This window comes from Parapedobacter sp. SGR-10 (genome assembly GCF_011030405.1).
GTDB lineage: Bacteria > Bacteroidota > Bacteroidia > Sphingobacteriales > Sphingobacteriaceae > Sphingobacterium.
On the sequence record NZ_JAAJTJ010000015.1, the window covers coordinates 32,272 to 48,870 of the forward strand.

Sequence of the window (16,599 nt, forward strand, 5' to 3'; positions counted from 1 at the left end):
GCAAAAGATTTACCTTTGGTGAGCTCGCTTCGCTCGGTTTTTGCCCCTACACTACAATATTGATAATCTTCCCCTTGACAAAAACCACCTTCTTGACCGGCTTTCCGTCCAGATAGCGTTGCACGTCTACATTTGCCAATACGGTTTCTTCGACCGCTTTCTGATCCAGTTCCAATGCCAAAGGTAGGTTCATCTTCATCTTGCCATTGACAGATACGGGATAAGCAAACTCCGATTCTACAAGATAATCGGGATTAAAGGCAGGATAAGCCGCATAAGATATGGTTCCCGGCTCATTGCCCAACAGCGTCCACAACTCTTCGGTAATGTGAGGTGCATAAGGTTCTAATACAATGATCAGATCTTGCAATACCTTACGTTTATTGCATTTCAGATCCGTCAATTCATTGACACAGATCATAAAGGCCGACACAGAAGTATTGAATGAAAAACGCTCGATATCTTCTTCTACTTTCTTGATGATCTTGTGCAAAGCCTTGTACTCTGCCTTGCTCGGATCTTCGTCCGAGACATGGAAATTGCCCTCAGCGTCGTGGAACAAACGCCATAGCTTGCGGAGAAATTTATATACGCCATCGATACCGTTGGTATTCCAAGGCTTCGCCTGCTCCAATGGACCTAAGAACATTTCGTACAAACGCAAGGTATCCGCTCCGTATTTCTCCACGACATCGTCGGGATTGACAACATTGAACTTGGATTTGGACATTTTCTCCACTTCTGTTCCACAGATGTATTTACCGTTTTCAAGGATAAATTCTGCTTCTGCAAAATCAGGGCGGAAGTTTTTGAATTTTTCCAGATCCAGAATATCATTATGAACGATATTGACATCTACATGCAATGGAATCGTATTGTACTGGTCCTTGAGTCCTAGCGAAACAAACGTATTCGTACCCTTACCCTCTTCGTCCAACAAGCGGTATACAAAGTTGGAACGTCCCTGTATCATCCCTTGATTGATCAGCTTTTTGAATGGCTCTTCCTCATTGTGATAACCCAAGTCTTTCAGAAACTTATTCCAAAAGCGTGAGTAGAGCAAATGGCCTGTAGCATGCTCAGAACCACCGATATATAAATCCACAGATTTCCAATAATCCATGGCTTCCTTGGAGGCAAAAGCCTCGTTGTTGTGCGGATCCATATATCGCATCCAGTACCAGGACGACCCCGCCCAACCGGGCATGGTGCTCAATTCATATTCATATTCATTTTGGTACTTCCACCCTTCAGCCCGTCCCAAAGGCGGTTCACCCGTTTCGGTAGGCAGGTACTTATCTACCTCTGGCAACAGCAACGGCAATTCTTCTTCCTTGATCAAGTAAGGCAAGCCATTTTTGAAATACACGGGCACAGGCTCTCCCCAATAGCGCTGCCGGCCAAAGATCGCATCACGCATACGGAAGTTGACCTTTGCCTTGCCCAAACCCAACTCCTCAAGGCGTTCAATCAAGGCAGGTACAGCCTCATCGTAGGTCATACTATTGATGAAATCCGAATTGATATAACGTCCATCCTTATTCGGGTCTGCGGCTTCTTCCAGGTTTTGACTGTCCGAAATCGGGATAATAGGGAGATTGAAATGCTTGGCAAAGAGATAATCTCGTTGGTCACCAGATGGAACAGCCATCACAGCCCCCGTACCATAACCGGCTAATACATAGTCCGCAATCCAAATCGGCACATCCTCACCTGTCAACGGATGTTTAGCGTAAGAGCCCGTAAAGGCTCCCGACACGGTCTTCGTGTCTGCCATACGGTCCAATTCGGATTTTTTAGATGTTATTTCTATATATTTCTCTACTTCAGAATATTGACTATTTGTAGTTAAAGCCTTTACTAACTCATGTTCAGGAGCCAAAACCACAAAGGAAACCCCGAAAATCGTATCCACACGAGTCGTAAACACATCGATGGTTGTATCCAATTGGGGTACTGGAAATTTGACGGAAGCACCTACTGACTTTCCTATCCAGTTGCGCTGCATTTCGACCAATGGTTCCGGCCAATCCACCGCATCCAGACCCCTCAACAAGCGATCTGCATAGGCTGTGATCCGCATAGACCATTGCATCATTTTCTTTTGCTCTACAGGATAGCCTCCGCGTTCGGATACACCATTGATCACCTCGTCGTTGGCCAGCACCGTTCCCAAGGCTGCACACCAGTTTACGGTACTTTCGCGCAGGTATGCCAAACGATATTTCAACAACTCACGTTGCTGATCCTCTTCATCATATGTTTTCCATTCTTCGGCCGTAAATACGGCTACATCCTCGTCAGACACCGCATTTACACCTATAGTCCCTGTACTTTCAAACCTCTGTATCAAGGTATTGATAGGTTCTGCCTGATCTGTCTCTTTATTATACCAAGCATCAAACAGTTTCATAAATATCCACTGTGTCCACTTATAATAGCTAGGGTTGGATGTACGTACCTCACGTGACCAGTCAAAGGAGAAACCGATATTGTCGAGCTGCTCTCTATAACGCTTGATATTTGCTTCCGTCGTGATAGCTGGATGTTGTCCGGTTTGTATAGCATACTGCTCTGCAGGCAGACCAAACGAATCGTAACCCATAGGATGCAACACATTGAAACCTTTCAGCCTTTTGTAACGCGAAAAGATGTCCGAAGCGATATAACCCAACGGATGGCCGACATGCAATCCCGATCCCGAAGGATAGGGAAACATATCCAAAACATAATATTTGGGTTTTGCAGTAGATTCCGAAGTCTTAAACGTTTGGTTATCCGCCCAAAATTTTTGCCATTTTTGCTCGATTGATCTGTGATTGTAATCCATTTCCTGTGTAACGAAAGTTGTATAAGAGTTGCGAAATTAGTGATTTTCATCCAAATAAGGGATAAAAGTTTTATTTGTTTCGCGCAATCATACATTCACCTCCATTATTTTTCTTAAAACCCCTCGTTTCTATATTGTATAAAAATATAAAAGGCACAGTACAACGATGATCTTTCCTAATCTTATTTCAAGCGTCTTATCTTTATATTTCTGAAATAAGCTTTGTCTTTATGATCTTGCAGAAGGATGTGGCCAAATGTAGCTTCTCCGTAAGGTGTCTTGTAGGTTTTAAATTTTGTGTCGGCCACCAGTTTCCGAAATTCTTCCGAACCTCTCTCATAGCTCAAGACTTTCTTCCCATTGATCCAGTGCTCTACATGCTTGCCCTTTGAGATGATCTTAACTTGATTCCACTCTCCAGGTTTATTGAGTACCTTATCCTTGGGTGCATACAAAAGGTATAATGACCCTGTACTTGTTTCGGGGCTTTTGTTATCTTTTACAGATTCATGCTTATAGTCATCTATCAATTGAAATTCTGGACCATTCAGTTCTACCTTTCCTTTTTCGTTCTTCAGCTCCGACACGAAGTATTTGATCCCGGTATTGGCCGAATCCGCCAATTTATAATCAAGCAGCAGCTCGAAATCCGAAAACTGTTCTCTTGTAATGACGTCTCCTCCCTTACGTCCGGGCAATAACACCAACGCTTCGTTTTCTATTGCCCATCCTGCCGTAGGAAATGTATCGCCTTTGACACTTCTCCATCTTATATTGGGATCTTTACCATCAAAAAGCAACTCCCACCCTTCTGTCTTTTCCTTATCCGAAAGGGTATTGAAAGTAGACTTAGACTGCACAGCTTTAGGCTTAGGTTGTTTATTTTGCAACTGAAGCATTCCTTCTGCATAGCGCCTACCGTACTCGGCGGCCGACGGGCTGTCAAAATGCGTTCCATCGCCCTTGTGCCATAGTCCTTCTGAGGAGACTATTGTTGTATAGGGCACTTTAGTAAGCAGTTTTGGTAATTCTTTGTTAATATTTTGGTAATTGTCCCGGTACATAGCCAATTGCCCCACTACGAACGGCAAGTTGGGATTACCGACTTTCTTCCGTACCCTCTCTATCAATTCGGTCAACTTATCGACATAAATCTGTGAGGATTTTGATCCGCTGTCTCCCTCTCCCTGATGCCAGATTATTCCCTTTATTTCGCCTTTTTTCATCGCTACCTGGATTCTTCGTACAGCATCATCATAAGGATGAGTATTGGTCACACTGTCATATCCTCCCGGAACCCATTTCCGGATAGACGTTCCTCCTACGGCACAAGGTACCAAACCGATCGTAACGTCGGGGTAGGCTTCTGCCATAGCAATGCCAAAAGTCAGTCCTGGGCCTACTCCTGCGGCTTTAGGTTTATCAAAGTGCAATGGATGTTTTGCTTGTACCCATTCATTTTCTTTGTTGAGCATAATTACACGGTCATGTTGTTGGTTTTTATACTCATCCGTAACCTTACCTCTTCCGGCCATATTAGACTGCCCCATAAGGATATAGATATGTATATTCTTGTCGGCTTCTTGGGCCTTCACTAAAACTGGCATCAACAGTAAGGCCAGCAAAAGCTGTTTGATCAAAAATCTATCTTTCATTTAGTGTATTAATTTAAGTGTTTAACGTTTCTTTTGTGTGGATGGTAAAATCAGCTTCATACACAGATAATTTATTCCATAGGTTTTTTAATATCGTGCATCCGTAGAGTTTCTTTCTATTGTACAATAGGTTCTTTGACATCACCTGCTACGCTACTGTATGTATGAAAAGAGAATAATACGATAAGAAAATACAGTTTTTTCATCTATTTAATCCAAGTTGCTAGTTAAAATATTTTTAAAAAAAAAGTAAGCACCAAATGAATAAATCTGAATCACCAAGCTTCAAATAGATTCACGAGATGCTCACAGGAGATAAAGTTACTCAAACATTTAGTATTTGTATTAGATTAATCTTGCGGATCCAAACGGTTGGTTTTTTCCAATTGATTAATTTTTACAATTCTTACCGTATTTTCTCCCACTTGTTCAGTTTTTATAATAGCGTCTTTTTTCTGATACGGCACGTGGATATAGACCGGATTTTCCTGCTTTCTGGCTGTAATCTGTCGGGTTGAGACTTGCACAGATGCTATTTGTCCGGTAATCTCCAGTTCCGCAGAGGTGCCCGGCCGAGCGGGAAAATACAGGTAATAAGTACTTCCTTGTTCTGCCCTGAAATTTATAGGATTTTCCTCGTCCAGTAATCCCCTATACACTTCCTCTCCACTTGATTTTTTAATGATGCATGAAGCAAATAATGAGCCATGCTTTACCTTGCGGGTGTGCAGTTGAATATCCTCGTTCTTTTCGGCGTGCAATATGATCAGGTTCTTGTCCTGCAAAGGCAATTTTCCGCTATTATCGTTATCGTCATTGGACAAGGAGGGCGCAATGACAAAAGGGATATGTTTGAATCCCTCGACATCACGCTGCTTCCAACCCAACAAGGCTTCGGGGAAATAAGGAAAAGCATCGGTGCTTTTATTCAACACGTCACTGATCTGTGCCGTCTTCCGCTGCAATGGTGACGAAAATCCTTCGGGCAGGAACCCGGCGTTGCGCAAGCGCCACTGCAAGACCGCCAAGTTGTCCCCGATCATTTCCAACCGCGTCTTTTGGTCAGCATCCATTTCTTGTGACACTGCATTCAGATATAGCTTTTCGATCTCCGGATACTGCTTTCCATAGAGATCACGGAACATGGCATCGTTTGGTCTTGAGCTGATCACTTTGTCCTTGGAGTATTCCCGGTAAATATCTTCCAATTTGTTGTAGAATTTCTCCATTTCGGCTCCTGCCGCAGCACCGTAAGCATGATGAAGCCAGTCTCGCTGCACCTCATAGGCGTCAAGTTCAGGATTCCACATCATCTTCGCCAACATATAATTGGCGACCGCTGTATTGGTCCAGGATGGTGTACCGAAAAGATAGCCTCCCCGAATCTTGTTTTCGACCAGACCAGAGAAAATAAAGTTCAGCAGTTCTGCAGCAGGTGGGGTAACGATACCCGTCACACCAGCAAACCGATCATAGTCTTCCGTAATACGCCAGAGATTAAAAGTATTGGGAATATCATAATACGACCATATTTCTGGCGCCACTTTGGCCCATGAACGCATCACGTGTTGCCATTCTTGCTTGTTTTTTTCATGGTACAACCGAAAACCATAAGTGATGGAACTAGGTGCAATGACCGGAATAAAATTGTCCGGCAACTTCATATCTACTTTAGTAGGCGGATACAGATATGAATCATACAAGTAGCCCGCCAGTTTCCCTTCCGGATATTCCCGCTGAACGATTTCTGCTACATCATGATAAAATTTCAGCACCAAAGAGGACATGCTGGGGTGTCTGTCACCAGGTGCCGGGGGGTCATAGAGCAATTTACTGTCCGGGCTTTCGCTCCACCCCTTCGAATCACTGGGCGACAGTGAAAATGTCCGGGGTATTTTGTCTTTTTTAAGCTGCTCTATAGCCCGGTCTGCAAAATACTGAATCAATTCGGGATTGGTGGTCTCCAATTTATAGCGAAAGCCAGGTTTGGCCCTCTTACCATCTATCATGGCAAACCAGTCCGGATGTTTCTCCCACATAGATGCCGGTACAATCGGTTGCCAGTTGTGCGAATGCCACAGATTAATGGAATAGCCGAGTCGCTGACGCTGTTCCCATTCATTGACCGCCGGGGATGTATTTCTCATGGTCCACGATGCGTCAAGATAAGGCAATTTCCGAGAAACAAACAGAGGCACTTCGGTACGATTGATGTCCTTCAGTACAAGTGTCTCATGTTTAGCGACCACCTTGCCCAATTCTCCGGGCATCAACCATCTTGCGCCCAGATACTCTTCCAAAAAAGTGTAGATCCCATTGGCTGTTCCATTGCTGATCCCGCCATCTTTTGTGGTCTTTCCATCCGGGGTATCCTTACCGATGATAAAGAGGTTGCCTTTGGACAGCACAATGCGGAATCCTTCTTCTGCCAGATCCTCAACTTTAATCCCTGCATCACGCGCCTGTCTTGTATTGCCCAAGCTCACAAAAGGCGCATTGCCCTCGTATGTGTTTTCAACGATCAGCGGCATCTGTACACCGGTACTCCGCTGGAACATCTCCAAAAAATCCTTGGCAGCCATCTGTACAGAACGTGGAGCATTTGCCGGAACAAGTACCCGATAGTCGCTTTTACCATTGCTTGCCAAGGTTGTCTGTGCACTAAGTGTATCTACACCGTAACAATATATAAAAGCAAGTATTGCTCCAATAACTTTCCATCTCATTTCAAACATCCTTTTTTTGCTAAATTTAATTATACCTGACCCTTGCCATACGCAAGCCTGTCTTAAACTTCGTATAATGATTGTACACTCCGGACATCCAGAGGACAACAGTGTTTTTACCTGAATCACGCCCCACAACATAAGGTCTTACATTGCTCAAATCTGACCGTTCGGTCAACTTATTGACCTGCCACGAATTTTCCGTTTTACACCAATGTTCGATTTCAAAAATTTGACCTATCTCCCGCGATAGATACACATGGCTTGGGTTGTCATGATCCAAAGAGATACCTCCGGAATAATGGGGCTCTCTGATCTTCTCGCCTGTCTTGACAATGGGCATCCATCCTCCTGCCCTACACAACTCCTCGTCAGACCATTTTCCGTTATTCCAGTAGGCGTAATGGTAACGATGGTCTGTGGCTTCCGGATAACGTGCATATACCAACACAGGGCGATTGTCCTTGTCTAGGGCAATGTCTTGTATCCAACTACGCACCTGATTGGCCGTAGCGTCATAGACCTTCCTTACGTTTGTACGCAGAATGGGCAATTGCTCCACCGATGCTATATGATCTCCATTGGTCTGAAAAAAAATACCCTTTTCATAATACATATGGTACAAGGAATTGGTAGGTTCAACACCGGGATGACCATCAGTAAAGGCAATGTCAATTCGGCTTATACCGTCCGAAACCACTTTGATATATGGCCGATTGCGGGTGTCCTTACTATCAATTAGTATTATCTCAGGGCTCCATGTCTCACCTAGGTCATCACTATAAGAAAAGGTAGGTGACCAGTCGCTTCCTCTCCAGAACACATAAATTCGATTTTTCTCCGCTTCCAACATTACTGGATGCGAATAAGTAATACGAGTACCCTTAAACGGAATAATGCGTTCCGGTTCCCAGTCCGTTATGTCTTCCGGATTTACACTTTTCCGTATAAAAAAGCGACCATTGTGCTCTGTATAAAATACAAGTAGCCTTCCATCCGGCAAAAACAGAATAGACGGAACGTTGTGGTCATCTATTTGCAGTGCTGAATGCAAGACAAAATTTTCTATTTTCCCGGTGCCCAGATCCTTTGCACTAATGACAACATCCCCCTTACTGTTGATATATCCATAATAGATTTTTTCATGTACGCCCTGATAGGACACCGCTCTGGGATCGGAAAACCAACACCAGGCGGCATCATCTGCAACCAGTGTATGATCGGTTCCTTTGGTCTGTGCACTGGCCGTAACTGCCAGTGTAAAGCCTAGTATAACGATAGCAACTTTTAATCTCATTTTAAACATTTTACTTTTATGTTACGAAAATACGCCTGACCCTTGTGGCCTGGTTTACGGATTTACGGTCACCTTTACTTCCCTTACGACAGCCTGATGGCCATAAATACTCGAATTAGCTGCTACAAAAACAGCTTTGTAATCTCCTGGCTTATTATAAACATGAGTATATGACTCTAACCTGTTTCTGGAAATATTTTTTATAGTAATACCTCTATCTGGTTCTGTTTTAGCCATACCCGTACTAATTGGATTGCTAATTGCCCAAATCTCGATACCTGCACCTGCCGGGTATGTTGCATTTTGATTTCCTCTGATACTAATACGCCCTGTACTATTTAAACTTCCACCCCTGCCTGTCTCTATTTCATTATCATCCCTGTTTACAAACTGCCAACCTGCACTATTTTGGCTCATTAAAACCGATGTACCTTCCGGGTGTTCATTAATTAATGATAAAGCATCTACTCTCCATTCTCTGCCGTTTCTTGTGTGGCCTGTATTAGTTGCCATTCTATTGACAGTCTTATATCTAAAAGCTATATAAAAAGACTTCCCTATTTCTACTAATTCTGTTATATCTAATTTACCGTCTGGCGTACCAGCACCTACAGGAACTGCAGCCAATGTACCATCAGCAGAGGTTATAGGAAAAGTAAACTTATCGCTAATATTATCCCATTGAGAAGACTCTGAAATAACATCTGCATAATTAAGATTTCCGTTAAAATCAGAGGAAATAAAAACATCTAATTCTCTTGGAAATGGATCTATAGTGTAAGAATTTTGCACACTGGTTGTAAACGAAAGTTTCAGATTCCCTTCAAATGGCCTTTCGGTTCTATCCTTATATTCATACACATTTCCGAATTCTCCGGAATAAAACGTTATAACATCAGCAGTTCCCTTAAAATCAAATGCTAATGTATCTCCTACATTTGCAACGATATCTGTTTTCAGGACATCGAATGTTGGATTATCTACTTCTTCCATACTTTCACATGAAACAAGAGATAATGCAGCCAATACAAATAATAAACTTTTCTTTTTCATGATCAATAAGTTTTTGTTGTACGTATTACCATCCTTTATTTTGGGTCATCGCCTTATTTATTGAAAGTTCTGATGCTGGTATAGGAAAAAGCAAATGCCTCTCGCTAACACGGCCATAAGCATTATGGGCCTCTTTCATATTAGGGGAAGTTGGAGCATTATTTTCAAAATCTATTTGCTGCAACCTCATCTCTCCTAAGAATAATTCCTTGCCCCAACGAATAAGGTCAAATTTTCTTAGCCCCTCAAAGCATAATTCTCTACTTCTTTCATCAATAATGGTGTCTCTAAAATCATCTTTATCCGTAATTTTATTTGCCCCTACATATTCATACGCGTTAGCCCTCCTCCTGACCATATTTAATTTTTCGTGTGCATCGTCACTTGGGCCATTCAACTCATTTTCTGCTTCTGCATACATTAATAAGACATCGGCATATCTTAATAAAGGAAAGTTAGTAGGAGAAAAATCTACGTTTCTGGGAAGAACCGTTTCGTAATCCCGTCTCCATTTTGCAGCGTCTCTAACAAAAACATCATTTGGGCCATGGGGCACTGGTATTAATGTATTATTATTTTCATATTTGAAAGGTGCCACGTTCCAATCCCTTCTTACATCATTAGGATCGGTATATAATTGAAACAATTTTTTAGTTGCCCCAACATTTGCATACCCATACATCTCTGCGTGAGTCGTCCGTATTGAGAATTGGTTTCCTATCCTACCGGCCGCTCTATAAGCATTGCCTAAATTATTACCCCAGAACTCTACTTCCCACATACTTTCTTTAATGTCATATTGATCACTGGAATGATTTTTAAAAATCTGCGTATAGTCTGCATTTAATTCATGTTCATTCGACGTGATGACACTATCTGCCCAGGCCCTCGCCAATTCATATTTAGAAACATCCTTTAAAGGTTCACCCGCCATCTTTAAACAAACCCTTGCCAATATACCCTGCATAGTTGTTTTAGAAGCTCTTCCCGAAAAACCGATATCAGATATCTTATCTACCATTGATTGAGCTGCTGTCATCTCCCTTAAAATAAACGAATAGATTTCTCTCTGCGGAGTTTTAGGGATATTAACATTCTTACCATCTAATGTAGGTTCTAAGATTAAAGGAACATCTCCCCACATACTAACCAATATAAAATAATAGTAAGCCCTAAGAAACATTGCTTCGCCTTTAATAACATTTCTTTTTGTTTCATCCATCTTTGGAATGTGAGCATTGGCCAACAAGTAATTTGCTCTGTTTATACCTTCATACAATGTTTTCCAACATGCTGCAATTATAGGTGTAGCGGCATCATAATTATATTGTGCCGGATTAGTGTATGTTGTGAAATTCTTTTTATAAAAAGCTTCGTCTGTATTAAGTGCAAGCTCTACCGGTAAGTTTCTGGCATAAGTACCATCTTTTGCCAAAGCAGTATAAACACCTGATAAAGCTTGATTTAACTGATCCTCGGTATTATAAAAATCATCCGGCGAAGAAAAATCGGTAGGCTCTGTCTCTAAAAAATTTGTGCATGATAAGGATATCATACAAACTGAGATTATATACAATAAATTTTTCATGTCTATATTTTTATAATGTGATATTTAGTCCAAAAGTGATTGTCCTTGCCCGGGGATATGCAGACCAGTCAAAACCGGGTGTTAAAGCAGAAGCTCTGGCAGATACTTCCGGATCGAAACCAGAATAAGATGTCCAGGTATAAAGGTTTTGAGCTGAAGCATAAAGCCTGATAGCATCTATTTTTAATCTTTTAATAAGTTTTGGATTAAAACTATAGCCAAACTGAACGGTTTTTAGACGTAAGTAAGAACCGTCTTCAATAACTTTAGAAGAGTAAGCCGCAGGCCCCGAACCTCCTACACGAAAATGTTCATTCGTAGGGTTATCTACACTCCATCTATTTACGTAGCTCGCAAAATAATTTTGAATTACCCCTCCTCTTCCTTCAAAAATATATCTATTGGCGTTTAAGATATCATTACCGTAAGACCATTGAAAGAAAACATTTAAATCAAACCCTTTATAAATGAAATTATTAGACAAGCCCCCAAAATGTTTAGGGTTTGGATTTCCGATGATGGTATAATCGTCAAAATTGACAATTCCATCACCTGTTATATCTCTGTATTTGATATCTCCGGGTCTAATATCCTGTCTATTATCCCCGTTAGTTGGAATAGTAGACTTTAGCAAATTCCCATCAAAGTCTTCTGATTGGTAATTTCCTTCCCAAATCAACCCGTAAAACATTCCTATAGGCATTCCTATTTTTGCTATATAAGGGCTTAATTGATTAAATTGGGAGTGCCATGTAACGGGACTTAAAAGCACTTCTTCGTTCTCGGCCAGTTCTATAACTTTATTTCTATTTAAAGAAATATTAAAGTTTGTTGACCAGGAGAAATTTTTAGTTTTCAGGTTCATGCTATAAATGCTAAACTCAAGCCCTTTATTTCCAACTTTCCCAATATTTTTAAAACTTCTGGAATATCCTAAAGAGGGTGGTAAATTCGCATATAGCAACAGGTCATTTGTTGTTTTGCTATACGCGTCTACTGATAATGTAATTTTATCCTTTAAGAAAGATAAATCTAAACCTAAATCTGATTGAAATGTGCTTTCCCATAATAAATCAAGGTTTCTTAACTCTCCTAACACAGCCGCATTACTTGGCTGATTATTAAACGGATAAGCTGTAGTTACAGACATATCAATTGTTGACATATATGCAAAATCTGAAACCCTGTTATTACCCGTTACCCCGGCACTAGCCCTCAATTTGGCATCACTAATAAATCTTAACGGCTTCATAAAGTCTTCCTGGCTGAAACGCCATGAAGCCGCCGCGGATGGAAAGTATCCCCATTTGTTTCCTGTATAAAACTTAGAAGACCCGTCGGCCCTAAAAGATGCTGTTAACAGATACTTAGACTTATAATTGTAATCAAATCTTCCTAAAAATGATGCTAAATTAGAAGAAGTTGAAGTTGAAGTTATAACGTTAGGAACTCCCTCATCTAAACCAGATACTCCCAAATTATCATTTGGTACCTGAATAGCGCTTGCTCCGAAAGACGTACCTTTTCTCCCTTGTATGGTAAATCCTCCTAATGCCGTAAAAGAATGCTTTCCTACTTTCTTTCTCCATGTTAAAGTATTCTCATTTACATAATTTGATATTTCTGAATATAGTACTGATCCATTAACACCATTAGTAGCAGCTCCCGGAAAACGGGGGCTACCAGATCTTGTTTTACTATTGTTAAACGTATTATTTCTACGTACATCTTTACTAAAACCACCGGATATTCTTAATTTGAACCCCCTGAAGCTATATTCGCCATACCCATTGGCTAATAAAGTATTATTTATACGTTCTCTTAACTCATTTTGGGCACTTAAAACCGGATTAAACCTGGTGTTATTAATTTGATCTTCGATTTCCTCGTCAAATTCCAATTCTTCTAAATTCACATTAGGGTTACCGCTAATAGGCCTGTAAGCCATGGCTTGATAGAGTAGAGCCGCATTATAGTTACCTCCGGGACTATTTCCATAATTCACTAATCCACTATAATTAATATTGACGCCCAACTTTAAACTATTATTAACCTGTTGGTCTAATCTTAATCTAGCCTGATAACGGTTATATCCAGAATTAATTAGAACTCCATCCTGTTCAAAAATTGATCCCGAAAGGCTGTACTTAGTCTGTTTATTTCCCCCTCTTATGGATAAATTATGATTTTGCATTGGCGCAGTTTTGAAAATCCTGTCTTGCCAATCAAATCCAACGGCGTCTTTGTAATCGTCTATAGTCTTTCCTCCGGCAAAATACATACTGTTGGCTGTACTTGGGCTTCTTTCTGACAGTACTTTAATAAATTCGTAAGGATTCATTAATTCCATTCTTTGCGTTATTTCCTGAGTACCGTAATATCCATCGTATGATATGATAGCTTTTCCATCCACTCCTCCCTTAGTGGTGATTATCACAACACCGTTTGCCCCTCTTGCTCCATAAATGGCTGTTGCAGAAGCATCTTTCAGAATCTCCATTGATGCAATATCCGAGGGGTTGATCATATTATTATCTGGATCTTCTAAAGGGAATCCATCTATAACATATAAAGGTGAATTACTTTGCGAAACAGAATTGGCACCTCTTATGACAATATCTACTGTTGATCCTGGTTGGCCATCCTGCGACGAAACCTGAACACCAGCTACTCGACCTGCCAAAGCTTCCTCAAAGGATCTGACCGGTGCTTTCTGCAATTCTTCTATAGCCACAGATCCTACAGCGCCCGTAAGATCTTTTCGACTTACCTCGCCGTAACCGACCACGACAATTTCATTCAGTTTGGTAGGTGCTTCGAGAAGACTCACATTCAGCACCTTTTTATCATTTATAGCTATTTCCCTCGTCGTAAAGCCTATGTAGCTAAAGATTAATACTCCTTTGCCATCAGGTACCTTGATCTGATATCCCCCTTCACCATCGGTGAGCGTATAGGTATTGGTACCTTTCAACCGGATGCTTACCCCTTCCAGAGGTTCTCCTTTGAGATTGGTCACCTTACCTTGGATACCCATCTGGACAAGCGGTTTGTGATCCATCTTCATCTTTTCTTTTATCACCACGGTTTTATCCCGTATGGTAAAATCCAATGCTTGATCTTCAAAGCACCTGTTCAAAACTTCTGTCAACTCTACATTCATGACATTGATGCTCACAGGTTTCGACTCCTTAAGGATATCTGTAGAGTACAAAAAATTATAGCCCGTTTGCTGCTTTAGACTTTTTAAGACATCTTTAAGTGTAGCCTGATTGACATGCAAACTTATTTTTTGAGAATAAACCGACGCGCTTACGGAAAGAAAACTAGTTAATAAAATGAAGCATGCTATTTTCATGACCAACAGGAATTTGTACACTTTAGGTTGCAGCCTAAAGCCTGTAAATACATTTAATTTCATATATTTGAAATGTTTGGATTTAAAGTTTTAATTAGTTTCTCGAAAAGATTATTAACGCTATTTCAAACAACGCCGGAAGTGTTACGAGCGCTTTCGGCCTTATTTTTTTATAATTGTATATCAAGGCATAACTACTATCCTCCTTCCTTGCAGTTGAAAATGAACGACATTGGTCAATTCCAACATATCCAACACCTTGGATACATCTTCATATCTCGAAATAGAGCCTGCCATTCGTTTGTCTACAAAATTTTCAGCAAAAACAACCTCTACATTATACCATCTGGAAATCTTTCGCATGATGCTGGAGACCTTCTCATCACTAAACTGAAAGATGCCATTTTTCCAGTCTATAGCATCTTCGGCACTCACTTCGCTTATCACAGAAGACCTATTTACCAAATTGGTTTGCATCCGTTGATTAGGTTTCAAAAAGTAATCCTTTCCAAAGGATTGGACTTTGACCGCTCCCTCCAATAGCGTAATTACAGAGTTAGGTTCATCGTGATAAGCATTCACATTAAAATGTGTACCCAGGACTTCTACAAGCTGCTCCTGCGTTTTGACCCTAAATGGTCGTTTCGAATCCTTAGCCACCTCAAAATAGACCTCTCCTGTTATCTCTACAAAACGTTCTTGTTTTTCAAAAACCGAAGGAAACCGAATAGAAGAAGCTGCATTCAGCCATGCTCTTGTGCCGTCGGCCAGCTCTATCTGATATTGTCCACCTTTCGGCGTCTCCAACAGACTGAACAGTTCCTCTGTATCGTCTGACTCCATAACTTTGTAAACTATTTCGCCATCTCTGTTTTTATAGATCTTGATATGGTCTAGGGCAACAGTCTCCCCATCCGCAATATTATCCAAGTCTATTTCTCTACCATCGGAAAAAGATAGTTTAGCCATATTGCTTCCGGGCACTATGGCCTGAGCCAACCTAGAGGAGTCAACCTCATTTTTATCAAGCAACACGTAAAACGATATTGCCGAAAAAACCAAAATCAAAGCAGCTGCTGCCCATTGGATGTATCGGATTTTTATTTTTCTGTTTTCCTGTACATCCAGCTTGTTCCAGATGTGCCTCTCCAGAGATTTATAATCAATATCATCAGAAAGAGATTCTTGCTGAACCTGTTGGTTATACCACGATTCCAAAAGCTTTCTCTCCTCGTCAGTACATTCTCCTTTGAGGTATTTCTTTAATAATGCTTGGTGTTTGTCCATATCTATTTAGCCTCGGCTTTATAGATATGTAGGTTGACAAAAAGGCAGGGGGTACTTTTTTATAAAAAAAGTTTAACAATAATATAATACCATATAAATATACCGAACTTGGGCTTCAGTATTTTGAGGGCTTTTTGAATCTGTTTTTTCACCGTTTGATCCGACAATGAAAGCTTTTCAGCAATTTCTTTATGATTTAAATGCTCTTTTCTGCTCAACTCAAAAACTTTCCGCATTTTTTTAGGGAGAAAACCAACTTCTTTTTCTATTTGTTCAGAAAGCTCTTTCTCGATCAAAAGATGATCGATCGTGTAGACGCCTTTGTTGACAAAATCACCTAATTTTTCAAGATAATTGTTTCGCACCTTTCCCTTGTCCAACAAATCGAATACCTTATACCGTACAGAAGAATACAAGTACGAAGAAAGACTCCCTTTGATTTCCAAGACCTTTCGGTTTCTCCATATAGATTCAAAAACATCCTGAATAACATCTTGGGATTCTTCTTCTAATTTGACCATTCTTCGCGCGTGTCTGTACAAAATACCCCAATATCTTTTATAGACCTCAGCAAAAGCCTTATCATCTCCCTTTTTTACAAGGCAAATCAATTCATTGTCATGTAATTTGTTATAAAAAGTCATCCTCAGATTTCTTAGGCTTATGTGTACGTACCCGAATATAGGAACTTATTTTGCAAAAATCAAATTTATTCTAATCAACTAGGGAATATTAAATGCACGGTGACATCCGACACTATAGCCAATTACACCTTTAAAAAAATAAAAAAATGTTAAATCCCACA

Annotated in this window: 9 protein-coding genes; all 9 read right to left on the minus strand. The window is 40.7% G+C overall.

All coding sequences use genetic code 11. The annotated features are described in order from the left end of the window. Positions 1-46: 46 nt before the first annotated feature. Positions 47-2,830 (minus strand): leucine--tRNA ligase, encoded by a 2,784-nt coding sequence (leuS, locus tag G5B00_RS11560; RefSeq protein WP_163875273.1) that lies wholly within the window; start codon positions 2,828-2,830, stop codon positions 47-49. A gap of 182 nt (positions 2,831-3,012) precedes the next feature. Next, positions 3,013-4,485 (minus strand): sialate O-acetylesterase, encoded by a 1,473-nt coding sequence (locus G5B00_RS18030; RefSeq protein WP_205966403.1) that lies wholly within the window; start codon positions 4,483-4,485, stop codon positions 3,013-3,015. A 350-nt stretch (positions 4,486-4,835) separates the two neighbouring features. Beyond that, positions 4,836-7,211: a DUF4838 domain-containing protein gene (locus tag G5B00_RS11575; RefSeq protein ID WP_163875276.1), complete on the minus strand. Its 2,376-nt coding sequence runs from the start codon at positions 7,209-7,211 to the stop codon at positions 4,836-4,838. Between the two features lie 25 nt (positions 7,212-7,236). Beyond that, complete coding sequence (locus tag G5B00_RS11580) at positions 7,237-8,508, minus strand: BNR-4 repeat-containing protein (RefSeq protein WP_163875279.1); 1,272 nt, start codon at positions 8,506-8,508, stop codon at positions 7,237-7,239. Between the two features lie 54 nt (positions 8,509-8,562). Beyond that, positions 8,563-9,561, minus strand: a complete 999-nt coding sequence (locus G5B00_RS11585; RefSeq protein WP_163875282.1) for a DUF5017 domain-containing protein — start codon at positions 9,559-9,561, stop codon at positions 8,563-8,565. A gap of 25 nt (positions 9,562-9,586) precedes the next feature. After that, entirely contained in the window at positions 9,587-11,149 is a 1,563-nt protein-coding gene (locus G5B00_RS11590) for a RagB/SusD family nutrient uptake outer membrane protein (RefSeq protein WP_163875284.1), read from the minus strand. 10 nt (positions 11,150-11,159) lie between these two features. After that, positions 11,160-14,570 carry a TonB-dependent receptor gene (locus tag G5B00_RS11595; protein ID WP_240894469.1) on the minus strand — a complete coding sequence of 1,137 codons (3,411 nt, stop codon included), beginning with the start codon at positions 14,568-14,570 and terminating at the stop codon, positions 11,160-11,162. Positions 14,571-14,690: 120 nt separating this feature from the next. Then, positions 14,691-15,794 (minus strand): FecR family protein, encoded by a 1,104-nt coding sequence (locus G5B00_RS11600; protein WP_163875287.1) that lies wholly within the window; start codon positions 15,792-15,794, stop codon positions 14,691-14,693. A gap of 59 nt (positions 15,795-15,853) precedes the next feature. Further along, a complete protein-coding gene (locus G5B00_RS11605) occupies positions 15,854-16,438 on the minus strand; it encodes an RNA polymerase sigma factor (protein WP_163875289.1) in 585 nt (194 codons plus the stop codon). Positions 16,439-16,599 lie beyond the last annotated feature (161 nt).